General features: G+C 48.9%; 17 protein-coding genes, 1 pseudogene and 1 riboswitch. Of the genes and pseudogenes, 9 read left to right on the top strand and 9 right to left on the bottom strand.

Translation table 11 applies throughout. From position 1 onward, the window contains the following. Positions 1-304: transposase (locus tag BUB86_RS17310; protein ID WP_139261642.1), on the bottom strand; the 304-nt coding region annotated here is incomplete at its 3' end. A gap of 276 nt (positions 305-580) precedes the next feature. Between BUB86_RS17310 and BUB86_RS15200 the strand changes: the two genes are divergently transcribed. Continuing rightward, complete coding sequence (locus BUB86_RS15200; RefSeq protein WP_073211062.1) at positions 581-1,078, top strand: DNA-binding protein; 498 nt, start codon at positions 581-583, stop codon at positions 1,076-1,078. 21 nt (positions 1,079-1,099) lie between these two features. Continuing rightward, entirely contained in the window at positions 1,100-1,201 is a 102-nt protein-coding gene (locus BUB86_RS17765; RefSeq protein WP_175549524.1) for a smalltalk protein, read from the top strand. 65 nt (positions 1,202-1,266) lie between these two features. Here the strand turns inward: BUB86_RS17765 and BUB86_RS15195 are convergent, their stop codons facing one another. From BUB86_RS15195 to BUB86_RS15175, 5 genes are all read right to left on the bottom strand, one after another. Continuing rightward, the gene (locus BUB86_RS15195; RefSeq protein WP_073211060.1) at positions 1,267-2,775 is read right to left on the bottom strand and encodes a cobyric acid synthase; all 1,509 of its coding nucleotides are present in this window, start codon (positions 2,773-2,775) and stop codon (positions 1,267-1,269) included. Then, entirely contained in the window at positions 2,772-4,166 is a 1,395-nt protein-coding gene (cobJ, locus tag BUB86_RS15190; RefSeq protein WP_073211057.1) for a precorrin-3B C(17)-methyltransferase, read from the bottom strand. Before cobJ ends, BUB86_RS15195 begins: the two co-directional genes overlap by 4 nt. Before the next feature lie 7 nt (positions 4,167-4,173). Continuing rightward, positions 4,174-6,171, bottom strand: a complete 1,998-nt coding sequence (locus BUB86_RS15185; protein WP_175549523.1) for a TonB-dependent receptor plug domain-containing protein — start codon at positions 6,169-6,171, stop codon at positions 4,174-4,176. A gap of 91 nt (positions 6,172-6,262) precedes the next feature. Continuing rightward, entirely contained in the window at positions 6,263-7,390 is a 1,128-nt protein-coding gene (locus tag BUB86_RS15180) for a sirohydrochlorin cobaltochelatase (protein ID WP_073211050.1), read from the bottom strand. Next, positions 7,377-9,548: a TonB-dependent receptor plug domain-containing protein gene (locus BUB86_RS15175; protein ID WP_073211068.1), complete on the bottom strand. Its 2,172-nt coding sequence runs from the start codon at positions 9,546-9,548 to the stop codon at positions 7,377-7,379. Before BUB86_RS15175 ends, BUB86_RS15180 begins: the two co-directional genes overlap by 14 nt. 74 nt (positions 9,549-9,622) lie before the next feature. Beyond that, positions 9,623-9,812: riboswitch (cobalamin riboswitch) on the bottom strand. 79 nt (positions 9,813-9,891) lie between these two features. On the opposite strand from BUB86_RS15175, the pseudogene BUB86_RS15170 reads away from it, so the two are divergent. The 4 genes and pseudogenes from BUB86_RS15170 to cbiD all read left to right on the top strand — a co-directional run bounded on the left by BUB86_RS15170 (position 9,892) and on the right by cbiD (position 15,878). Then, a pseudogene (locus BUB86_RS15170) lies at positions 9,892-11,096 on the top strand (cobyrinate a,c-diamide synthase). Beyond that, the gene (gene cbiE, locus BUB86_RS15165; protein WP_073211046.1) at positions 11,093-12,367 is read left to right on the top strand and encodes a precorrin-6y C5,15-methyltransferase (decarboxylating) subunit CbiE; all 1,275 of its coding nucleotides are present in this window, start codon (positions 11,093-11,095) and stop codon (positions 12,365-12,367) included. Before BUB86_RS15170 ends, cbiE begins: the two are co-directional and overlap by 4 nt. Next, positions 12,355-14,130 carry a precorrin-4 C(11)-methyltransferase gene (cobM, locus tag BUB86_RS15160; RefSeq protein WP_073211044.1) on the top strand — a complete coding sequence of 592 codons (1,776 nt, stop codon included), beginning with the start codon at positions 12,355-12,357 and terminating at the stop codon, positions 14,128-14,130. The genes cbiE and cobM overlap by 13 nt, the downstream gene beginning before the upstream one ends. Further along, a complete protein-coding gene (gene cbiD / locus BUB86_RS15155; RefSeq protein ID WP_073211043.1) occupies positions 14,127-15,878 on the top strand; it encodes a cobalt-precorrin-5B (C(1))-methyltransferase CbiD in 1,752 nt (583 codons plus the stop codon). Before cobM ends, cbiD begins: the two co-directional genes overlap by 4 nt. Position 15,879: 1 nt before the next feature. Here the strand turns inward: cbiD and BUB86_RS15150 are convergent, their stop codons facing one another. Further along, a complete protein-coding gene (locus BUB86_RS15150) occupies positions 15,880-16,905 on the bottom strand; it encodes an iron ABC transporter permease (protein WP_073211041.1) in 1,026 nt (341 codons plus the stop codon). Positions 16,906-16,922: 17 nt separating this feature from the next. Next, complete coding sequence (locus BUB86_RS15145) at positions 16,923-18,032, bottom strand: ABC transporter substrate-binding protein (protein WP_073211040.1); 1,110 nt, start codon at positions 18,030-18,032, stop codon at positions 16,923-16,925. Positions 18,033-18,107: 75 nt separating this feature from the next. Here BUB86_RS15145 and BUB86_RS15140 point away from each other — a divergent pair, with 75 nt between their 5' ends. Genes BUB86_RS15140 through cobT form a run of 3 tightly spaced genes read left to right on the top strand, consistent with a single transcriptional unit; the run spans position 18,108 to position 20,495 of the window. Continuing rightward, on the top strand, positions 18,108-18,887 hold the full coding sequence (locus BUB86_RS15140; protein WP_073211037.1) for an adenosylcobinamide-GDP ribazoletransferase: 780 nt from the start codon (positions 18,108-18,110) through the stop codon (positions 18,885-18,887). Next, on the top strand, positions 18,884-19,396 hold the full coding sequence (cobU, locus tag BUB86_RS15135; RefSeq protein WP_073211035.1) for a bifunctional adenosylcobinamide kinase/adenosylcobinamide-phosphate guanylyltransferase: 513 nt from the start codon (positions 18,884-18,886) through the stop codon (positions 19,394-19,396). Before BUB86_RS15140 ends, cobU begins: the two co-directional genes overlap by 4 nt. A 52-nt stretch (positions 19,397-19,448) precedes the next feature. Then, positions 19,449-20,495 carry a nicotinate-nucleotide--dimethylbenzimidazole phosphoribosyltransferase gene (cobT, locus tag BUB86_RS15130; RefSeq protein ID WP_073211033.1) on the top strand — a complete coding sequence of 349 codons (1,047 nt, stop codon included), beginning with the start codon at positions 19,449-19,451 and terminating at the stop codon, positions 20,493-20,495. Here the strand turns inward: cobT and BUB86_RS15125 are convergent. After that, complete coding sequence (locus tag BUB86_RS15125) at positions 20,492-23,722, bottom strand: S41 family peptidase (RefSeq protein WP_073211031.1); 3,231 nt, start codon at positions 23,720-23,722, stop codon at positions 20,492-20,494. The genes cobT and BUB86_RS15125 overlap by 4 nt on opposite strands. Between the last annotated feature and the right edge of the window lie 152 nt (positions 23,723-23,874).

Genomic DNA, 23,874 nt, shown 5'->3' with positions numbered 1-23,874 from the left:
CGTCAATCAGCGTGTTCAGGGCCAGATTCTGCAACTCTAACTCACGAACGCGAGCTTCGAGTGCCAGTACCTCAGGAGATTTCTCCTCTTTCTTTTTACGTGCCATATCTTCAAGCGGTTTGGTATCCGCCTGCAAAGATACAACATTTTTTGATTTTCTGTACCGGCTTACCCAACATCTTATCGTACTTGGCTCAACATTGTAGTACTTTCCCAACTCTTCATAACTGTTGGTACCATTCAAATAAGCAGAAATAATCTCCGCTTTCTTCTCTTCTGGAATCCTTGGATTTAAAATTCTCATAAGTCTAACACATTTATTAAGTTTCTAAATGTGTCAACCTATATCAGTATAAGACAGCTTTTTTGCGTGTTTATTTTGAAGTATTATTTGCATAACTAGCGAATTTTTCGTACCTTTGCATCGTCAAAATGAGAATGGAAATGGCGCCGCGCACGCGGAAAAACTTTTTCTCACGTGCACTAGGAAAAACGCCCACGTGTGGCAGCAAAAACAAAGTTCGAATGGCGACAATGAGAGTTAAGTAAAATTTTAAAACAAACTACGTAAAAATTAAAGATTATGTTGAAAGTTAAAGCACAAGAGAAGTTGCAGAAGATTGGCACCTATGCGGGCACCTACCGCTACATCATGATGCCGGAGCTCTATACCGCTCTGACTCAGGACAAGGTAATTAAGGAGGCTGCCCTTCGCAGCGGAGTAAGTAAGGGTGTGATGCAGGCATGCTGGGATGCAGCCGGCGAGGTGATCAAGGCGTGGGCCACTGAGGGCCACTCGGTAGCGCTGCCAGGATTGGGCACTATGCGATTCGGTCTGCGCGCCAAGAGCGTAGAGAAGGTAGAGGACGTTAAGGCAGGACTTATTTCAAGTCGCCGCATCATCTTCACCCCCGATGTAGAGCTGAAGGACGAGTTGTCCAAGACTGCCGTGCAGATTACCTGCTACGACCGCGATGGCAAAGAGGTGAAGCGCGTTACCAGCACCGACACGGGCGACATCGAGGATCCCGAGGACGATGGCCCAACCGGCGGCCTCACCCCTAACCCTGGGGATTAACCATTTAAAACATTGAAGACTATGACAAAGAAGGAAACTATCAAATTCATCGTGCAGATTATTGCATCTGTGGCTACGGCCATACTGACGGCACTGGGAGCTACATCATGTATGGGCTTATAAAAAAAAGAATCACGACAAGCATCAAAAACTTGCCGTGATTTTTTTTTTATGTTTATCAGATAGAGTTAATTATCTGATAATATGCGGTAAATCTGGTCGATGTCTACATGCTGGCGGACGTGGGCGGCGAGTTTATCGTACTGCTGCTCTTTGAAGGCTTGATAATCAAACTGCTCGGAGGCATGCTCTATCTTATCGGCAAAGGGACTGAGCAGCTTGTCGACAAACGCGGCATTATCTAAGATGCCGTGAATGTAAGTGCCCATGCATTTATCGCTGACCACATAGCCGTCTTCGCGACCATCATCCATGATAGTAAGCGGCTTGGCAGGGGCATCGCCAAACGGCACGGTCTCGCCCATATGGATTTCGTAGCCCGTACCATAATCGCAAGTTACCTGTCGGGTTCGCTTCTCGCCATTCATGGTGGTAGTGATGGGCAGCAAACCAAGTCCTGGCAGGCGCTCGATGTTGCCCTCCACACGATAAGGATCGCACACTTCCATTCCCATGAGCTGATAGCCGCCACAGATGCCGAGCACAGAGGCGCCATTGCGATGGGCCTTGACGATGGCCTGAGCACAGCCGTTACGGCGCAACTCATAGAGATCGTTTAAGGTTGTCTTGGTGCCTGGCAGAATGATGATATCGGCCTTGCTGATATCGTCGACATTATTGGTATAGAACAGATGCACGCGCGGATCGCGCTCTAAGGCATCGAAATCGGTATAATTAGACAGGTGTTGCAGCATGACCACAGCCACATTAATCTTGCCCTGCATGAGCTGCCACGACTTCTGAGCCAGCGCCACGCTATCCTCCTCTTCGATATGGATATCCTTGAAGTAAGGCACCACGCCCAAAACAGGGATGCCACAGAGGTCCTGGAGCATGCGGCGGCCTTCGTCGAAGAGGCGCATATCGCCACGGAACTTATTGATAATCACGCCTTTAATCAGTTTCCTATCCTCGGGCGACTGCAGGGCTATGCTGCCATAAACCGAAGCAAACACCCCTCCCCTGTCGATATCGCCCACCAGTATCACGTCGGCCTTGGCATGGCGGGCCATGGGCAGATTAACCAGGTCGGTATCACGAAGATTGATCTCGGAGATGCTGCCTGCACCTTCCATCACAATGGGATTGTATTTGGCCGAAAGGCGGTCGAAGGCCGTGCAGACTTCCTGACGATAATTGAGATTGTTCAGACCACCCCTAGCCCCTCCTGCCTCAGGAGGGGGAACTTGGCGGCGCCAGTAATCGTAGGCATGCTTGCTGCCTACGGGTTTGCCATGCAGGATGACTTGCGAGGTGTGGTCGCTCTGGGGTTTCAACAGCAGCGGATTCATATCCGTCTCGCAGGGCACGCCGGCAGCCTCGGCCTGAACAGCCTGTGCACGACCTATCTCCAAGCCATCGGGGGTGGCATAAGAGTTGAGCGCCATGTTCTGCGCCTTGAAGGGAGCCGGCTTGTAGCCGTCCTGACGGAATATCCTGCAGAATGCAGCAGCCAGAACGCTCTTGCCTACATCGCTGCCTGTACCCACGAACATCACGGGATGTAACTGCTTCATAGGTCACGACCAGGTTTAAGTTGTGCGGCATCGTCGAAACAGAGTATGGCGTTACAGAGTGTAGCTGCCAGATTGGAGCCACCCTTGCGACCTTCGACGATGATTTTAGGAATATCGCGGAAGGGCTTCACCATGTGCTTTGATTCGCGCACATGCACAAAGCCTACTGGCGCAGCGATGATGCCTGCCGGATGGGCCTTGCCCTTGCGAATCAAGTCGCAAAGCTCCATCAGAGCCGTGGGGGCATTGCCAAACGCAAAGAGTGCATCAGGGTGCTCCTCAACGGCCAAGCGGATGCCTGCCTGGGTGCGAGTGATTTGATTATTGACCATTTCGGCTACGCGTGGGTCAGAGAGATAGCACTTGGCCTCAACGCCCAGGCGCTGGAGGGCGCCCTTACGGATGCCGCTTGTAACCATGGTGACATCAGAAATAATAGTCTTCAGCTGGCCACTCTTCACCTTATTAAATAGCGTTTCTACGGCCCCCTCGTCAGTATAGAGAATGTTCTCCATATCAAAGTCGGCTGTAGTGTGGATGGCGTGCAGCAGCGCCCACTTGTGGTCTAACGGATAATCATGACGGCGGAGTTCGCCCTCGATGGTGCGGAATGACTCAATCATAATTTGTTGGCCTAAGCCCCCTAACTTAGGGGAGGAAGTATAGTAGCCACGGGGAGTGATGATTTTGCCATCGGAGATATACGATTGCGAATTGCCGATGATGATAACGGTAAACATATCAACATCCTCAGGGTCGAAATCGGCCAGCGTGGTAACCTTTACCACCTCCTCGTCTCGCCCAGCCTGACGGACATAGCCCACAGGCGTATCGGGCGAACGATGCTGTAGGAACAGCTCTACCAGGCGATACAACTGCCAATAGCGCCCGTGAGACTTGGGATTGTAGATAGCCGTTACAAAGTCGGCTACCGCTGCCGCCTGGATGCGGCGCTCTATCAACTCCCAAGGCGTCATCAGGTCGCTCAGCGAGATGATACAGGTATCATGCCCGATGGGCGCACCCAGCAGCGATGCTGCCTTCTGGAAGGCAGAAATGCCTGGTAGCGATACTATCTCAATATCAGCCCCTCGCTCCTTCTGCATTTCGTAAATCAAAGGCGTCATGCCATAGATGCCGGCATCGCCCGAAGAGATCACTACCACCGTCTTGCCCTGCTCGGCCAGTTCAAAGGCCAGCTCGGCGCGTTGGCGTTCTTTCTTCATGCCAGTATCAATACACTCACAATCCTGGCGCACATACTGCCGGATAAACTGGAAGTAATACTGATAGCCCACTACCGCGTCGGCCTCGCGTACTGCATCCAGTACAGCGGGAGTCATGTCTTGCGGACTGCCAGGCCCGATACCTGCTACGATGATCTTTCCCATATATCTGCTACTTAAATTTAACTTTTAATCCCACTACAAGCATTCGTCCTGGTGTATAGAGCGCATATTTGCGAGTAGACGAGTCGGCACGGCGATCAACCTTATCAAACAGGTTGTCGATACCGATGCTGGGCTGCACGAAGGCCCATTTAGCCACATCGAACGAGTGAGTGGTATTAAGATTCCACAAGCCAAAGCCCGGAGCATCCTCGTAACTGCCCGTATAATAGGTCTTTGACTGCAGGCGCCCGTTCAGGTTAACTGTAAGTCCGTATTTGCCCCACACGTGGTGATAGTTGGCAGCAACGGTAGCCGCATGACGAATGCTGCGCTCCAACACGATCCAGGTGTCGTCGCTAAGGGTGCGGGCGTAGGTATACACATAGTTGGCCGAGAGGTTGAAACCGCGGAACACATTAGCCGACACATTGACCTGCACACCCTTCACATTGCCCTTATCGCTATTCTGATACAGCGCATAGCTGATCATCTTGTCGGCCTGATCCTGCGTCATCTCAGGGAACTCGGCCATCAGCATTCTTCTAGTGGCATCGTCAACATCTACATTCTGCTTCACCACCATATCGTTGATGCGGTTGATATAGCCCGTGATGCTGAGGGCAAGCACCTGAGTGCGATACTCGGCATTCAGCGCGAAGTAGTGGCTCTTTTCGGGCTTCAGGTCCTGATTGCCGAAGCTGATCTGCGCCTTGCCACGGTTCACCGAGAAGTAGTGGTAGTAGAGCTCGTCGAGACCAGGCGCACGGAAACCGGCCGAGTAAGTGGCGCGGAAGCGGAAATCGCCTGGGGCATACATCAGCGTGGCCTTAGGCGTGAGCTGGGTGTTGAACGTCTCGTGGTGAGTAAGGCGCAGGCCGAGTGTAGCCGTGAAGTTGCTGAGGAACCTCATCTCGTGCTGCGCATAGCCCGCCAGCGAATACACATGCTGGTCGATATTACCGCTGGTAGCCGTGAGGTAATCCTTGCGCCAGTCGGCTCCGAAGATGGTGGTAGAATTGGTGGTGAGCCCCAGAATGGCTTTGAGCTGCCCCTCCATCATGAGTTGCTTCTTAGACTGCACATAGTCGCCTATATTATAAGTCTTTGTAGCCACATCGTACTCCTTGCCGTAGCGGAAACGGTCTACTACGAAATCGGCCTGGATAGAATTCTTAGAAGAGAACTTATAGATGCCGCCCACGTTCCAGCGCAGTCCCTTATAGCGCATCTCATAGTCGGTGCCGCCGGTTATGTCCTGACGGGTTTCAGGGCGGTCGGTAATCTTATATGAATAGTCTATGCCTGCATTCAGCGCCAGATGCTGATTGGGGGCATAGGTAAATTTCTGACTAAAAACGTCTGACCGATAGCCTGTAAATAAGGGGGCTATCGAGGGTTGAGTTTCTGTGTCGGAGCCCTTGATGTATTCCAAATCGTTGGTGCGATAACTATCTGCCCGATCGTAGGCAAAGGATGTGTACGAGCCAAAGCCGTTCTTATAGATATCGAGTCCTACCGATTCTGTCAATACGCCATGCCCAGAAACACGGGTATCGCTTGTTACACTTACCAGATTCTGTGTTGGCTGATCGGTGATGATATTGATGACACCAGCAATGGCATCAGAACCATAAAGCGACGAGGCAGCTCCATCGAGCACTTCGATTCGCTTGACACGAGCCATGTTGATGCGGTTCAGGTCAACATTATTAGATATGTCGCCTGAGAGTTTCTGACCATTTATCAATATCAGGATATATTTGTTTCCAAGACCATTCAGTCTGAGAAACGTACCCATACTACTGGGGGCCATCGAGGCCTGAGGCATCATACGGGTTAATGCGCCATCGAAGGTGCTGATGCCCTGCTCGCGTATCTCCTGACTGGAGAGTACCCGTACGGGCGTAGCTGTGCTTTTCAGTCGTTGGTGGTGACCAGAACCTGTTACCACCACAGGATTGAGGTTATACGTACGATGGACTGCAGATGAATCCTTACGCTCCATCCTATGAATTTGCGAAAAAGCGGTACTCCCCGAAAGGAGTACCACTAATAGAGAAAATAACTTATATTTCATTAAACGAAAATTTTAATAATTACTCCTCTGGATACATTGAGTGATAAGCATCCTCAAGGAACTCAGCATTCTTGGTATGGTTAATCCATACATTCAGTACACCAGAAAGCTCCAGCAGACCCTGTGGGTGATTGCCTGATACAGGAACGGTAGCGTTATAACCCTTGTGAGTGAAGAACTCGAACCAGCTGTTATCCTCGCTCTCCTCGTCGCTTGCATCCCAATACTCATCGCCTTCGCCTGCCATATCGTTGTGAGCGTGGTCACCAGCGATTGACATCAGGGCATGGAGATATACCTTACCATTGTTGAAACCCTTATCCTGCATACGAGCCAGAACGTCCTGCTTATAGTTATCTGGCATATCAACAGTACCTACGAAATAGCTAGGATTAAGCTTCTGCAGTTCTTCCTCAAGCTGCTGGTAACGCACATTTGCCTTGAAGGTATCGTAGGTGTCAGGGTTACCATGACCCATGAAAGCAACTACACCCTGCTGTGCCTCAGAAGCGTAGAGTGAATTCAGCTGCTTGGCTACCTCAGGAACGTCGACATCAGGATCGTTCAGCAGAGGCATGCCGAGGAAGATGGCTTCATTATCAGCCAACTTTGCCAGATAGGCATCGTCCAGGTGGGCATCGCCAAGATAACCATTGTTCATGAACTTCTTAACACTTGCTACTACAGCAGCAAACTCCTCGCCAGGGATAACCTGCAATGACTGTACGTAGATCTTGCTGTACTTAGCAGCACCGATAGCATGGAGCAGATAACGTGGCTCATAATAGTCGCGCTTTACGATGTTACCATTGTCGTCGGTATTCTCACCAACACTGGCACGGTTGATACAGATATCGCTTGAGAAACAAACATAGACATCGGCATTAGGGAAAGCCTGCTCGTAGGCTGCCTTGGTCTTGTCGAAAGCCAGGAAGGCATTATTCCATGTTGAGCCAAAAGCTACCAGCAGAACTGCAACATCTTTACCAGATTTTGCCTTCTGTGCAGCTACCATCTGGTCGTTGACAGCAAACTCTGAGATGATGTTTTCCTTGGTGTTGTCATCGTCGCTACTACATGCGGTGAAAACTGGGGCTACCAATGCAAATGCTAATGTAGCCACCAAAAATGACTTAATCTTCTTCATAATTACTTTTTTGTTTTGTTGTTATTGAATGATTATTTACACGTTTTCCGTATTTTAATCTGATGCTGAAGGTAGCATATACCGTGGTACCAGATGTGTTGTTGCCAAGATGGTAAGGACGCATGGTGCGATCTACATAATTAAAGATGTTGTCTACACCAAACTCCAGCTTGTATGCCAGCATCTTGTTCTGATTGCCAATATCGTGTGTGGTATTGATGCGCCATATCTGGAAAGCCTTTCCATCGCCATTGTTCTGATAGTAGCGCTTGCTGCTGCCTCGACCTGACAGACTAATGCCCAAGGCATAATTAGGACTGAAGGTATGGCTGAACATAGCCGATGCGTTCCATTTATGATGGGCTGTACCATCAATGACTACAGTATTCACCCTGTCTTTGTGCTCGTCGTAAAGATGCGCCTTAGTGTCAAGATAACTGTAGGCTGCATTCAGCGCCAGACCTTTCATCGGTTTATACGACATCGTCACATCTATGCCACAAGTTCTGGCATCATCCATATTCTTATACATGCGAGCCTGAACATTGCTACTGCCATCGCCCTGATAAGCGGTAGTGACGCCAGCAGGAATCTCGCCTGGCGACACATTTACCAGCGCTATCATGTTGTCGAGTTTGTTCAGATAACCAGTTAGCGAAGCTGTAAACTTGCGTCCGCGATACTCGGCATTAGCTGAATAATAGTTGCTGGTTTGAGGATCGAGACTGGTATTACCTATATTAAAGAAAGTGCTACTTCCCATCACATGCAGATAACGGTAATGCAACTCCTTAACGGTAGGCGTCTTAAAACCCTGACTCCAACCCAATCGGAAGCGAAAATCATCAACCGATAGCATAGCACTTATTTTGGGAGTAAGACGGAAGCCGAAATTACGGTTATCCACCAGACGAAGGCCAGCTGTTATGTTCAGCCATTTCTGTATGTCGAGTTCGTCCTGCAGATAGAGGGCTGCCGTCTGGTCGCTGGCAGTTCCTGTTTCAGTTCTGTCAGGCGCTTTCAGATAATCATAGCGGTATTCGGCACCAGCACTCAATGTGTTGTTGTAAGGCAGATAGAAAATACCCTTCAACTGTCCCATCACACGCTGCTGATCACTCTGAAGTTTGCTTTGTCCTGGCTTCATCAATACCGAGTACCATTCGCCGTCAAGAGCGCCATATTCTTCACCTTTCAGCAATATGTACTCGTAGGTGCCTTTGGTATAATCGTAATAGTAGGCGTGCTTGTTCCAGTCTACATCGAGTGTGATGATATCCTTCTTTCCGCCAGGATTCCATTTGCCGCCTATTGATGCCGAAGCGTTATTGTATCGCAAATCGTAAGTATACACATCGCAGCTGGGGTGCGTGCCATTCTGAGGACGAAGGATGTTCTTTTTATAGTACGAACCCTCGGCATAGAGTTGGGCGTTTGGTGCTAATTGATAGGTGATGCGTTCGGCTATCTGCCAATTTTTGAATTGATTGACAGTCTTGTTCTTGCTATCTGTCAGCACAGTTGCCTCAGCATACTCTTCTGTGGTATTCTGCCAACCGTCGTTACGCTGCAATTGGAAATTGGTTTGCGACGAGAGTTTTCCTACCCTGAACGCTACGCTGTTATGCTGGCGCAAATCATTGTGCGTGCCGTAGCGAGTGGTGTTATCAGCATAAAGTCCTTTCTCGGTATGTTTCTTCGTAATGATATTGATGACACCTGCCATCGCATCGCTGCCATAAAGTGCACTCTGGGCGCCCTTAACTATTTCTATCTTCTCAATATTGTGCGGATCAATAAGCCCCAAGTCGTTCTCGCCACCCACATCGCCATGAATACGTTTGCCGTCTATCAGAATCAGGATATAGCTGTTGCCTAAGCCATTGAGTTGCATCTGAGAACCCATATCACCTTCGGCAAAAGCAAACGATGCGGTTAAGCCTGCCAAGATATCTTCAAGGCTTTTACCGCCATAATTATGCAGCATTTTCTGAGTTATCACCTCCGTCTGCACAGGCGTATCTTTCAGCAGGTGCTGCGTACCAGTACCTGTAACTACCACCTCCTGAATGCTATCGCTACGCCAGATATCAGTCTGAGCGCTGGCGCAAACAGCAAACAGCCAGAGGCCAAAAGCCAATTTCTGTTTTAGTTTCATCAACATTTCATTTTTCCAACCGCTAACTCCTGAACGGTTTTTGTTTTTTCTTTACGGCATAACTCAAGCAAGCTTGGTTCTGCTCTCACTTCGGTAGGTCTTCTGACTTTCCTCAATCTACCTTACCTTCCCGACTTCGTTGTCAGTGGCGTTATACAGGCAGACCTCCTAAATCGAGGATTACAGCTGCAGGTACAGTTCCGGACTCTCACCGGATTCCCTTACATCATGGCGGCATCGACCACCAGATTGCCTTATTTTTCGTTGCAAAGATACAACTTTTTTTGATGAATAGCGCAATATTTGTGGAAATTTTATAAATTTGCACCAAAATCAACATGCGATGTCAAATAAACCAGCATTCCTAATAGCAGCACCAACAAGCGGCTCGGGCAAAACAACAATTGCCAGAGGACTGATGAAGTTGTACACAGACAAGGGCTATAAGGTTCAGCCATTCAAGTGCGGACCTGACTATATAGATACAAAATTCCACCAGTCTGTTTGCGGTCGCCCATCCATCAACCTCGATACGTTTATGGCTTCGCCAGAACATGTACGCGAGCTGTTCTGCCGTTATGGCAACGATGCCGATATCTGTATAGTAGAAGGCATGATGGGGCTTTTCGACGGATACGATCGCGAAAAAGGATCGTCGTACGAGATAGCCCGAGTACTCGATATCCCTGTGGTATTAGTGGTCGATGCAAAATCGGCTGCCTATTCTATGGCAGCACTTATTTCAGGATTCGTCAATTTCAGGAAAGACATCCGAATTGCAGGCATTATATTTAATAAGGTGGGAAGTGAACGGCATTTCCAAATGCTCCGTCAGGTTTGCGATGATTTGGGAATAAAGTGCTATGGCTATCTGCCAAAATCTGCCGCACTCGAACAAGGCTCACGTTATCTGGGATTAGATTTCTCGCAACATACTGAGAGCCAAAAGATTGTAGAACTATTAGAAGAAAAAGTAGAATGGGAGAAGTTAAAAGAACTCTGATTGCTCGCAATTCAGAATCGTTCTCGTTCCTCTACCAAGAGGTGATAGACAGCTTTGGCGAAGTGACATTCTTCGACCCAGAGACTGATTTCCCATCGTTCGATGATGTGGGCTTGCTCTATCTCCCAGGAGGCTACCCAGAGAAACATCTTGAAGCTCTGGTAGCTAATGAGTCTTGTCGCAAAGCCATCAAGGATTACGCAGAGCAAGGCGGACGCATCTTTGCAGAATGCGGAGGTATGATGTATCTGTGCCAATCAATCAAGACTGACGATGGCGAATACCCCATGTGTGGCGTTTTGCCCTACTCTATCTCAGCACGAAAAGCTGACAGGAAACTATCATTGGGTTATCGCCGCTTGATGCTGGACGGTAAGGAATATCGAGGACATGAGTTCCACTATACCCAGTTTGTTGGCGACACGCCAAAGAGCATCACCCAAGTTTATAATGCCAAAGGCGAGCCTGTGGCAACACCCATATTCAGACATATGAACGTGTTGGCCAGCTATACTCACCTTTATCAGATACCCGATTGCTTATGAAGTTCATTGTTATCGGAATAACAGACAATCCGCATCCCTGGTTTCCTCCTGAGGTGATGGAGATCATTAAACAAGGAAAGATATTCTCAGGTGGTAAGCGCCACCATGAGATTGTAGCATCATTGCTACCATCGGATGCAGAATGGATAGACATTACCATACCGCTGGACAACGTTTTTGCGCAATACAAATCTCTCTCCTCACTCCTCACTCCACACTCCTCATCCATCATCGTTTTCGCATCGGGCGATCCGCTGTTCTTCGGCTTTGCCAATACCATCAAGCGAAAGATGCCGGAGGCAGAGATAGTGGTCCACCCCACCTTCAACTCGCTACAAATGTTGGCCCACAAGCTGGTGATGCCTTATCACGATATGCGAATCGTATCGCTTACAGGTCGCCCTTGGCCTGAGTTCGACAAAGCCCTGATAGAAGGCAGCGAGAAGATAGGCATACTGACCGACCGCGAACACACCCCCGCCGCCATAGCCCAAAGGATGATTGACTATGGCTACACCTATTATAATATGTATGTAGGCGAGCACTTGGGCAATCCCTCTCTTGAAAAGGTAACGACTCTCACTCTCGAAGAAGCATCGCAACACGAATTCGCTAATCCCAACTGCATCATACTAACTATTTCCCCTCCTCGCTCGGCTATGCCGCTTGGCTTGTCCAAGAAGGTAGGAGGGGCCAGGGGTGGTCTGAGCAAGCGGTATGGCATCCCCGACTCCGAGTTCACACTTCTCGATGGGCGCGAAAAAATGATTACCAAGATGCCGATACGTCTGCTATCGCTACAGGCACTCGACTTACCCAATCGACACGTGCTGTGGGATATCGGTTTCTGTACAGGTAGCGTATCCATCGAAGCCAAGTTACAGTTCCCCCATCTGCAGATAGAAGCTTTCGAGATTCGTCCTGAATGCGAAGCCATTATCCACGACAACACCCGGAAATTTGGCGCTCCTGGCATCAGCATCCATATAGGCGATTTCCTGGAAACCGACCTATCATCCCTGCCCCGCCCTGATGCCGTATTCATTGGCGGACACGGCGGCAGACTGAAGGATATCATCGCCAAAGTTCTGACGGTATTGACCGATGACGGCTGCATCGTGATGAACAGCGTGACATCGCCAATGGTTCATACCGATAGTCATCAACTTTGGAACGAAGCCTGCCAAGAGCTGAATCTGAAACAAGAGGCGCCACTTAGAATACAATTAAACGATTATAACCCAATAGAGATATTGAAATGCAGCAAATAGCCATTATACAAATAAGCGAAGCCGGCAGCGAGATTGCCAGCGAGTTGCAGCAAACATACAGCGCTAAAGCCATCAAACGTACCGATGTAGGCAAATTGTGGCAGGAATACGACGCCTTTGTCTTTATCGGAGCCATGGGCATCTGCGTTCGTACCATTGCACCATTCATCAAAGACAAGCACGAAGACCCTGCCGTGATTTGTATCGACAGTACGGGAATGAATGTGATATCGGTTCTGAGCGGACATGTGGGCGGAGCCAACGATTTGACTCGCGAAATATCTGCCCTGATAGGCGCCCGAGAGGTGATTACCACCCAAAGCGACAATGCCGGACTATGGGCGCTGGATACATTTGCCGACCGCTTTAACTGGTCCATCGCCAGCGATGACGATATGAACGAATGCATATTTGCCTTCGTCAACAAGAAGCCTACAGCCCTGTTGATGAAAATACGCGATGAAGGAACCGACTATCTGGAAAAGTCGCTGCCGCCACATGTAACGGTAGTAAACAGTCTGGAAGAAGTCGACCCCAAGAAATATAGTCTTGTCATCATCGTATCGCCCTATAACCTCTGCGCGCCTTATGGCGTACTAGAACTGCATTTTGTACCCATGATTGCAGCATTAGGTTTTGGACTAGCCAGTCATCCTGATGATTACGAGGATATCTACGACCAGATAGACGAGACATTAAGCAGCATTGGCGTGTTACCTTGCTACAAGCGCTATTGCACCATCGACGTGAAGGAAGACGAAGAGTTTTGCGCGATGCTGGTTGATGAGTACAACGAGGAGTTGGTTTTCTATACAGCCGAACAGTTGGCAAAGGTGGAAGTACCGAATCCAAGTGATACGGTAAAGAAGCATGTGGGTACTCCCAGCGTGTGTGAGGCAGCAGCCATCTTAGGCTCTAACAACGGCAAACTCATAGTTCCTAAAGTAAAAGGCAAGAACTGGACAGCAGCACTTGCCATCGACTATAAATATCTGCGCGAACAAGAAGGGCACATCGAGATAGTTGGTGCTGGCCCTGGCGATCCTGATCTGGTATCAGTTCGCGGCAGAAAGATGTTGGAACGTGCCGACCTGATTCTCTATGCAGGCTCATTAGTGCCTAAGGCGCTTACAGAATGTCATAAGCCTGGAGCTGTGGTTCGTTCATCGGCCGATATGAATCTGGAAGAGCAATGCGAGCTGATGAAGGAGCATTACGATAAGGGGCACTTCATCGTTCGCCTGCATACTGGCGATCCCTGCATCTTTGGTGCTATCCAGGAACAAATGGCATTCTTTGATGCCAACAATATGAGGTATCACATCACTCCAGGCATATCATCGTTCTTGGCTGCTGCAGCAGAGTTGCAGAGTCAGTTCACCATCCCTGAGCGATGCCAGACCATCATACTAACTCGCGGCGAAGGCCGCACACCCATGCCGGAGAAAGAACAGCTACATCTGCTGGCTCGCAGTCAGAGCACGATGTGCATCTTCCTATCAGCATCTATCGTAGACGATGTGCAGCGCGAACTGCTTCAGGAATATCCTGAGGATACACCCGTTGCAGCCTGCTATCATCTTACTTGGCCCGATCAGAAAATCTATCGCGGAAAACTTAAAGACTTGGCGAAGATTGTACAAGATAACCATCTGACTCTCACCACAATGCTCGTTGTAGGCGAAGCAATAGATAATCGCCAAGGATTATCAGAATTATACTCAAAACATTTCACTCATCTATTTAGAAAAGGAGAAGCATGATACTAGTATTTGGAGGAACAACAGAGGGGCGCAAAGCCATAGAAGTATTGGAGGAAGCAGGTAAGGGCTATTTCTACAGCACTAAGACCGGCGAACAGGAAATTACTCTGCATCACGGGCAACGCATTGACGGAGCACTTGATGAGGAGGCAATGTTAGCTTTTTGCAGAGAACACAGCATCAGATTAATAGTGGATGCTGCCCATCCCTTTGCATCGCAACTACACCAAACAATCGAAAAGGTATCTGTGGCGCTGGATATCCCAGTAATACGCTATGAGCGCATCTATCCACCAAGAGACGAGAGTATCTGCTGGATTGATGACTACAGCCAGATACCACGAGATATCAATAGTCTGCTAGCAACAACGGGTGTTCAGAGTATCGCTAAGCTAAAGCCTCTAGAGGCAGAAGGCATCAAGGTTTATTATCGCATACTGAACAGAGAATCGTCGATAGCGCTAGCCCTGAAACAAGGAGCCAGCAACGAACAGCTATGCTATTATGAGAATCCCAACGACATGCCGATAAAAGCAGATGCCATACTGCTGAAGGAAAGCGGCATAAGTGGTGGATTCGTAGAGAAAGTGGAGGCGGCAAAAGCCCAAGGCATGAGGATTATCGTACTGAAACGCCCAGACTTACCTGATACATTCACCACAGTAAATGGCCCATACGGATTACGCAGATCAGTTGAGAAGCTGTTGCCGGAGTTCTATCCGCTACATAGTGGATTGACCACAGGCACTTGTGCTACTGCGGCTGCTGTAGCTCAGACTCTACGATTAAAGAAAGGCGAGACACCTGATGAAGTTCCTGTGGTTTTACCTAACGGAGAGACGATTAAGGTAGCTGTGGGTTATGGAGATGACTATGCTTTCTGCATTAAAGAGGCTGGTGATGACCCAGATGTGACGGATGGATTGGAGATCGGGGCAATAGTTGAAGACACGCTCATGATTGGAAAACGAGATTTGATAGAGATTGAAGGAGGTATAGGTGTAGGCGTATTTACACTCCCTGGCTTCGATTATCCTCCAGGCGAGCCAGCTATCAACAAAGCACCTCGCGAGATGATTGTTAAGAATATTATGCCGCTGACCAATGAGCATTCACCATTAAATATTACCATCTTTGTTCCGCAAGGCGAAGAGATTGCTCGCAGGACATTTAATCCTCGCTTAGGTATCGAGGGCGGCATCTCAATCATCGGCGTGTCAGGTATCGTAAAACCATTCTCAGAAGAGGCTTTTATCGATAGTATCCGCAAATGCATGACGGTGGCTAAAGCATCGGGCTCAGAACGAGTAGTCATCAACAGCGGAGGCAAGAGTGAGCGGTTTGTAAAAGCCCTCTATCCCACTCTGCCCCAACAGGCATTTGTAGAATACGGCAATTATATCGGCGAGACATTGAAGATAGCCAACGAACAGGATTTCAAGGCAGTTACACTTGGTGTGATGTTGGGCAAAGCTGTAAAACTGGCAGCAGGTAATCTGGATACTCACAGCAGGAAATCGGTGATGGATAAGGAGTTTATCAAGCAGATGCTGGATGAGGCAGTTTGCGACATCGACATCAGCAACATAACTCTGGCACGAGAAATTTGGGAGAAGCTACCAAAGGATAAACTCAGCGAATTTGCCAAGACTATCATCAATCATTGTGCAGATTATTGTAAGCCGCTATTACCTAACGGCCAACTTACCATCATGCTGATTGATGACGAGGGAAAAGTCTATCAATAACTTACTCGTTAACTTCGTCCTTTCGGCGACGGAACAGAACGGCTGCTATCACGGGAGCACCAACCAAAGCGGTGACAGAGTTGACAGGTAGAGCGCCCTCAAATCCAGGCATACGGGCTATCAGATTACAAACCAATGCTAATGCTGCACCACAAAGCATCGTGGCAGGCATCAACACGCAATGATCGCTGCTACGGAAGATGGCTCGGGCCAGATGTGGTACCGCCAGACCAATGAACATGATTGGTCCGCAATAGGCTGTAACGATAGCTACCAACACACCCGAGCTGACAATGACTAGCAATCGGGCACGCTTGATATTCAAGCCTAGATTAGCCGCATAACGATCGCCTAACAGCAGGAGATTCATTGACTTCACCAGCAGACAAGCCAAAGGCAACAGTACGCACATCAGCACCACAAAGAGTATCATCTCATCGCCAGAAACTCGAGAGAACGAACCCAAGCCCCAGACTACAAACGACTTTACGTCCTCTTCTGGTGACAGGAATTTCAGCACGCCGATGATAGCATTAGCCAGATAGCCTATCATCACACCTATAATTAATAAGGTGACATTGCCTTTTACCTTCTGCGACAACCATACTATCAGCATCAGAACAGCTAGTGCACCGATGATAGCTGCTACACTCATAGCCGCATCGCCAAGGTAGCCAAGACGACTTAAAGCCACACCGCCGATTCTGCCAGAAAGCAACACCACAAAGGCAACGCCAAGAGCAGAACCGTTAGAAATACCAAGTACCGAAGGGCCTGCCAACGGATTGCGGAAAACGGTTTGCATCTGCAGACCGCTAACAGCAAGACCCGCACCGGCAACTATAGCTGTTAATGCCTGTGGTAGGCGTGATTTCCAGATAATGTTAGTCCATATTTCGTTTGACTCGCCTCCAACAAGAATCCGGCATACATCAGCCACAGGAATCTCGACCGATCCCAATAGCAGATTAACAATCGCCAGAACAACGATACCAATCAAAAGGACTATAAATCTGGAGGCTCTCATAAATTAATCCGTAGGTTCTATTTCAATAACTGATAGAAAACAGGCTTATAATCAGACTCAATCAACTCTGGATGGAAGATGGCAACAAAGTCCTTCAACAGCACATCGGGCTTAACAGGCGAGATTTCGTAATAAGGCGTCTTCTTCATATTACAATATATCACCTTATTTTCCTTGAACGACTTGAACAGTTCGTTGCGAGGCTCTGAAGCTTTCAGGGCTTCGTAAGAGAACTCATCGGGATAGCTATTCAGAATACGCCAGTAATCGGCATTGGCTGCAATAGAGTAAATCTTCTCGAACTCCAGATTCTCTCCGCTTGTCTCATCGTCGTTAATCACATAATCGGCTCCTGCATCGCGGAATATCTGTGCCAGATAGTTCTTGCCGCCAACTGCATGCCAGTTGCCATAATGCATCTCGCCACTCAGTACCGTTGGGCGATTTTCAACCTTTTGCGTTTTCTCTTTCAGTTCGTTATATCGCTTTTCTATACCGGCAAACACCTCATTTGCTTCCTTTTCCTTGCCAATAAGCATACCCACAAACTTAATCCATTCGGCCTGTCCTAGTGGATCGAGTTCCTGATATCCCAGATGAGGAATCAATGTGATACCTGTTTCCTTGATAGCATCGTAGCCGCCACGCTTCGATGGCGAAATCAATATCACCTGCGGATTAGCAGCAAGCACCATTTCGGTATCGAAATTACCCTCCATGCCAATCTTAACAATCCTTCCATCCTTCACACGTTTCAGAATGTCCTTGTTAAACAGATTCTTTGTACCCGTGATGCCTTTAACCACATCGTGGGCATCGAGAATGGTAAAGTTTGATAGCTGTAGAGCCGTCATACAGATGGTTCGCTCGATAGGCACCTGAATCTTAGTATATTCCTTAGGAACATCAGCATCCGTCTTTGTCAACGCAAAATGATACTTATCGCCTATATCTACCAATCGGATACCAGCTGTATCACGAACACTAAATTCTTTGGCATATTTTACTGTGATGGCTGCCGCAGAATCAGCATTAGCATCGGCATTCTGTGTCTGGTTCTTGCCATTCTTACCCACACATCCGCAAAGCAAAGCCAGCGTTACTATAATACAAGATATTTTCTTCACCTTTTTATAATATATTGATTTCTGATTGCAAAAGTACAAAAAGTTTTTGTATCTTTGCCAACAAAATAGAATTATATGCAATTAAATATTGATCAGACGCATTGGTACGACCGCATTTGGGCGGCGCTGATATTCTTTACACGACTGCCCTTCTGGCGACTACATCAGCCACCAAAGGAGTGCTATCAAACGGTAGTAGAGCATTGGCCTCTGGCCGGATGGATTACCGGTAGCGCAATGGCAGCCACACTCTACTTTGGCAGTTGGTATCTGCCATATACGGTAGCCGTAGTGCTGGCCATCGTGGTAAGACTGTTGGTGACAGGCGCTCTGCACGAGGACGGTCTGGCCGACTTCCTCGACGGATTCGGTGGCGGCGGCAGCAATCGCGAACGCATCCTGGTTATCATGAAGGATTCGCACATTGGCACCTACGGCGTTATCGGACTGATATGCTACGAACTGCTACTGGCAGCAGCCTTGCTCTCGATGACACCCGAACTGGCAGCACTCACCATTCTGGCTGCCGATCCATACTCGAAGATGGTGACATCGCAACTCATCACGATGATGCCATACGCCCGACGCGAAGACGAGGCAAAGAACAAGACCATCTATCGCAAAATCAGTTGGCAGGCAGGCGTAAGTCTGGCTGTTCAGGGACTCTTGCCCATGGCAGCATACATCTGGTATACAGGCATTCGTTGGGACCTGATTATCTTCATCCCCGCTCTGGTGATGTATTTCCTCTACCTGCTCATCTGGCGCAGGATTCACGGCTATACGGGCGACTGCTGCGGAGCCGTTTGTCTGCTGGTTGAACTATCGATTTATTTAGTGGTTTGTGCACAATGAAGAAGATTATTTTGATTACAGGCGGACAGCGTTCGGGCAAGAGTACCAAGGCTGAGGAGCTGGCGTTATCGCTGAGTAGCCACCCTGTTTATCTGGCTACAGCCCACATCTGGGATGATGAGTTTCGCGAGAGAGTGAAGAAACATCAAGAGCGCCGAGGCCCTGAGTGGACCAATATAGAGGAGGAGATTCATCTGTCGAAGCATGACATGACAGGGCACGTGGTGGTGATAGACTGCATCACGCTTTGGTTAACCAATCTTTTTTATCAGCTTGATTCTGAAGTAGATAAGACACTTAGCGAAGCTAAGAAAGAGTTCGACGCATTTACCCAGCACGATGCCACCTACATTTTTGTGACCAACGAGATTGGGCTGGGCGGTGTGAGCACCAACCAGCTGCAACGCAAGTTTACCGACCTGCAAGGTTGGATGAACCAATACATAGCCCAGAAGGCTGATGAAGTGATACTGATGGTGAGCGGGATAGCGGTGAAGATTAAACATTAAACATTCTTGGCGATGCCAAGCGGCAAAGCCGAGCGAAAGATTAAACATTAAAATGCTGGTTTTTGATATACAACCTACAGACAAATCGCTGCAAACAGCAATACAGCAGAAGATAGACAACCTGAATAAGCCCAAGGGCTCGTTAGGTCGTCTGGAAGAGTTGGCTATGCAGATCTGCTTGATTCAGCAGACATTAGAGCCATCGCTGGCTCATCCCTGTCATTTGCTATTTGGCGGCGACCACGGCATAGAGCGCGAAGGTGTGAGCGTGTCTCCTCGCGAGGTTACCTGGCAGCAGATGATCAACTTTACCCACGGCGGAGGCGGCGTGAATATGTTCTGCCGACAGCATGGATTTAAGTTGCGAATAATAGATGTAGGCGTAGACTATGATTTATCAGGTATCGAAGGCATCATCCATCGCAAGATAGCTCGTGGCACTAAGAACTTTCTCTACGAACCAGCCATGAGTGAGGTAGAATTCGTCCAAGCCATCCAGATAGGTAGCGATATGGTGGATGATTGTATCGCCGAAGGTTGCAAGGTGCTATGTATCGGCGAGATGGGTATCGCCAACACCTCGCCCTCAAGCATTTGGATGCATCTGTTTGGCGACATTCCTCTGAAAGATTGTATCGGCGCTGGCGCAGGTCTCGACACCCCAGGCATCCGCCACAAATACGAAATATTATCAAAAGCTGTAGCCAACTATCACGCCAACACCAATCACCATTCCCCCAACACCCCACTCGCCTACTTCGGCGGTTTCGAGATGATTGCAGCTATCGGCGCTATGCTAAAAGCCGCCGAGAAGCATCTGGTGATACTAGTCGACGGCTTTATTATGACAGCCTGCGCGCTGGCCGCTATTAAGCTATATCCAGCGGCAAAGGATTACATGATATTTACTCATTGTGGCGATGAGAGCGGCCACAAGCTGATGCTAGACATGGTGGATGCCAAGCCTCTACTCCATCTTGGTCTGCGCCTTGGCGAAGGAACCGGAGCGCTATGTGCATTCCCCATCATCGACTCAGCTGTACGCATGATCAACGAGATGAACAACTTCAGCAACGCTAACATCACCAAGTATTTTTAACGAAGCATCTCCTGAACGGCGCGCTCCAGCTGACGGTCGCGACCGTTGATGTAATCCTCGGGGGTGTTATACACCTCGATATCGGGATAGAGTGTTGTATTCTCGCCGAACACACCACGCATATCGCGACAACCCACCTGAGGAATACCAAATATCATACCGTTCTGCAAGGTCTCCCACCAAACGGCAGTCATAGTACCAGCTACGGGTGTACCTATCAGCTTGCCTATCTTAAGTTCCTTATACACCCATGGAAAACCATGACCGTTGCTATAGTCATCTTCGCACATCAGCACGCACGATGGCTTTACCCACTTGTTATAGGGGTCGGAACCCACATACTTGCCATGAGGCACAAAATCCTGATACTGCTTACCGCTGAGCAGGGTGCACAGATCATCGTGCAACCAGCCGCCACCATTATGACGCTCGTCGACAACAGCTGCCACACGGTTGCGGTTCTTGTCGCTAAGCAGTTCGCGATAAACGGTACGATAGCTTGGGCTGTCCATAGCCTTTACATGCACATAAGCCAGTTTGCCACCTGAGAGACTGTCGGTCATCTCGCGCTGACGATCAACCCAGCGCTTATACAACAGCTCGTTCTGGGTACCACGACTGATGGCCTTGATAGTAACGTCGCTGCGCTTACCTGTGGCAGGGTTCAGTATGCTAAGGCGTACGCGCTTACCTGCCTTACCATCCAGCAATGGGAAGTAGTCGTCGTTGGCCTTGATGGCAACGCCGTCGATGGCCTCAATCACGCATCCTGCCACAACACCAGTCTTCTTCTGTGCCAATGGAGAACGCTTGATAACCTCTTCGATACGCAGTCCGTCGCCCTGATAGTTTTGGTCGATGAACACACCTAACGTGGCTGTACTGAGTGATGCACCGTCAGGATAATAGCGGGCGCCTGTGTGCGATGCATTCAGCTCGCCAAGCATCTCGCTCAACATGTCCTTGAAATCGTATTCATTGTTAATATAAGGCAGGAATCGGCGATAGTTGTCGCGATAGCCCACCCAATCCACGTTATGTATATTCTCTACATAGAACTTATCCTTTACCTGGCGCCAGATGTGGTCGAACAAGTAGGCACGCTCCTCGTAAGGGCGATAGTTGAACACAGTCTCAAAATCAACATTCTTGGTAGATTTCTTGCCAAGATCTAGTTTCTTGATGCCACCTCTCGAAGCCATAAACAGGTTATTAAACTTCTTGTCGGCATACATGCGACCGCCGCCAACGCCCTTCATCAGCAACTCAGTCTTATCTTCGCGCAGATAGTGCACCCAGAGGTCATAGCCACCTTCGAACGAAGCCTGATAATAAAGCGTATCGCCCTTAAGCACGGCATCGCCCATGTGAGCCGAATTATCCGTTACACGCACAATGCGATCGCGACAGTTGTCGAGGTCGAAGGTAAGCAGCTTTTCGGCCTTTGGTTTCTGCTCGGGCTTCTTCTTGCTATCCTTCTTCTTGGCGTTCTTTTTCTTGCCGTCCTTATCGTCTTTCTTCTCATCTTTCTTCGCCTCCTTCTCGGCCTCTTCGAGTATTTCCTTATCCTCCTTACTCATAGTAAAGCGGTCGTAGGCATCAACATCGAAGAACATCACGTAGTAGTCGCTCTCAGCGCCCCAGCTGCCATGACTGCGATAACCGGCACGGTCGCTCTCAAAGAGTATAGCCTTGCCACCAAGCACCCAACGGGCTGCGTCCTCGTTGTAGCCACTTTCGGTAAGATTGTGAACCTCGCCATTGCCGCTGGCGTTTACCAGGGCTATGTCGCTGCTGTTCCAACCACCAGTACCTATATAGCTAGCCAGCAGCCACTTGCTGTCAGGACTCCACTCAAACCAGATATCGCCATCGCGGTATGAGAAGTTGTACTTACCATCGAGCACCTTGCGCTCCTGACCTGTCTTCAAGTTAATAACCCAGAGTTCTGAACGGTTCTTGTAGTAAGCCACCTCTTTGCCGTCGGGGCTATACTGTGGCTGCAGCGAGGTCTCGTTGCTGTTGGTGAGTCGCTCCTCAGTCAGGGCGGTAGCATAGGTAAACAGCTTCTCGTCCTTATTCTTCAGTTTGGTCTGATATATCTGCCAAACACCTCCACGCTCGGCACAATACACCAGACTACGTCCGTCGGGTGAAAAGTTCACGCTACGCTCCTGCTGTGGTGTATTGGTAATCTGCTTGGTTGTCTTATACTCAACCGATGTTACAAAGATGTCGCCACGCAGAATAAAGGCCACCTCTTTGCCCTCGGGCGACAGACTGATTTCGTTAACACCGCTTGAACGCAGCTGGCGAATCAAGTCTTTATCCTGCCGGTCGGCATTAATACTAATGTTAACCTTCTGCGGCTCAGCACCTTCGCGCAAAGTGTAAATCTCGCCGTTCTGACTGTAACAGAGTGTGCCCTCGTTGCTTACAGAGAGATAGCGCACAGGATTCATCTTGTGGTGCGAGAGCTGCTTTTTGCCTGAGCCGTCGATATTTCGGCGATAAACATTAAAGGTTCCGTCTTCCTCGCTGGTGTAATAATACGAGTTGGCATCGGCCCAACGTGGTGTGCGGTCTTCACCCTTAAAGTCGGTCAGTCGGGTGTAGTGTCCATCCTGTACCAGCCAGATGTCGCGACAGATAGGACTCTGATGGTGCTTGCGGAAAGGATCCTCATAGCCTTTATAGTCGTGATACAACATACGACCATCCTTGGCAAAGCTGATATCCTCCATTGGCAAGGTTGAGAACATGCGTGGGCGACCACCATGGATGCTAACCTCATAAACCTGATCGTCGCCAGGAAAGAGAATAGACTGAGCCGATGGCATCCATGAAGCCGAGAAGAGCACGTGCTCGTTGTCGCGCCACACCATTGGCACCTCGTTAGAACTGTTGGTAGTAAGGCGCACAGGCTCGCTGCCCTGAGCATCCATCACATACACATCCATACTACCCTCGCGACTGGAAGCGAAAGCCAGTTTAGTGCCATCGGGGCTCCATACAGGGCAGGCATCGTAGGCCGCATTAGTGGTGAGCTGTCGGGCCTGACCACCAGAAGCAGCTACAGTATAAACATCGCCTTTATACGAAAAGGCAATAGTCTTGCCGTCGGGCGAGATGGCTGTGTACCGCATCCATAGCGGTCCTTCTTCGGCATGCGCGCTAAGCCCCGCCATCAGGAGGCCAGCAGCCAAAATTAATTTACCAGTTTTCATCACGTTTTTTAAAGTTTATTTGTTGTGCTTGTAATCTAACCAAAATCGTGTGCAAAGTTAAGCATTTATACGCAAAATGCAAATAAATACGTCTTTTTTCCACAAAAAAAATCCCCCGCCGTAGTTGGCGAGGGATTACTTGCTATGCGGTT

The organism is Xylanibacter ruminicola (genome assembly GCF_900142525.1).
Taxonomy (GTDB): domain Bacteria; phylum Bacteroidota; class Bacteroidia; order Bacteroidales; family Bacteroidaceae; genus Prevotella; species Prevotella ruminicola_A.
The sequence above is the reverse complement of the archived record's forward strand: the minus strand, read 5'-3'. Positions and strand labels throughout refer to the sequence as shown.

Bases quoted from the DNA above. Each gene is read 5' to 3' on its own strand.
- BUB86_RS15125 (WP_073211031.1), bottom strand. From the start codon at position 23,722: ATGAAAACTGGTAAATTAATTTTGGCTGCTGGCCTCCTGATGGCGGGG.
- BUB86_RS15175 (WP_073211068.1), bottom strand. From the start codon at position 9,548: ATGAAACTAAAACAGAAATTGGCTTTTGGCCTCTGGCTGTTTGCTGTT.
- BUB86_RS17765 (WP_175549524.1), top strand. From the start codon at position 1,100: ATGACAAAGAAGGAAACTATCAAATTCATCGTGCAGATTATTGCATCT.
- BUB86_RS15195 (WP_073211060.1), bottom strand. From the start codon at position 2,775: ATGAAGCAGTTACATCCCGTGATGTTCGTGGGTACAGGCAGCGATGTA.
- cobJ (WP_073211057.1), bottom strand. From the start codon at position 4,166: ATGGGAAAGATCATCGTAGCAGGTATCGGGCCTGGCAGTCCGCAAGAC.
- cobT (WP_073211033.1), top strand. From the start codon at position 19,449: ATGCTGGTTTTTGATATACAACCTACAGACAAATCGCTGCAAACAGCA.
- BUB86_RS15180 (WP_073211050.1), bottom strand. From the start codon at position 7,390: ATGAAGAAGATTAAGTCATTTTTGGTGGCTACATTAGCATTTGCATTG.
- BUB86_RS15140 (WP_073211037.1), top strand. From the start codon at position 18,108: ATGCAATTAAATATTGATCAGACGCATTGGTACGACCGCATTTGGGCG.
- cbiE (WP_073211046.1), top strand. From the start codon at position 11,093: ATGAAGTTCATTGTTATCGGAATAACAGACAATCCGCATCCCTGGTTT.
- BUB86_RS15185 (WP_175549523.1), bottom strand. From the start codon at position 6,171: ATGGAGCGTAAGGATTCATCTGCAGTCCATCGTACGTATAACCTCAAT.
- cobU (WP_073211035.1), top strand. From the start codon at position 18,884: ATGAAGAAGATTATTTTGATTACAGGCGGACAGCGTTCGGGCAAGAGT.
- BUB86_RS15150 (WP_073211041.1), bottom strand. From the start codon at position 16,905: ATGAGAGCCTCCAGATTTATAGTCCTTTTGATTGGTATCGTTGTTCTG.
- cobM (WP_073211044.1), top strand. From the start codon at position 12,355: ATGCAGCAAATAGCCATTATACAAATAAGCGAAGCCGGCAGCGAGATT.
- cbiD (WP_073211043.1), top strand. From the start codon at position 14,127: ATGATACTAGTATTTGGAGGAACAACAGAGGGGCGCAAAGCCATAGAA.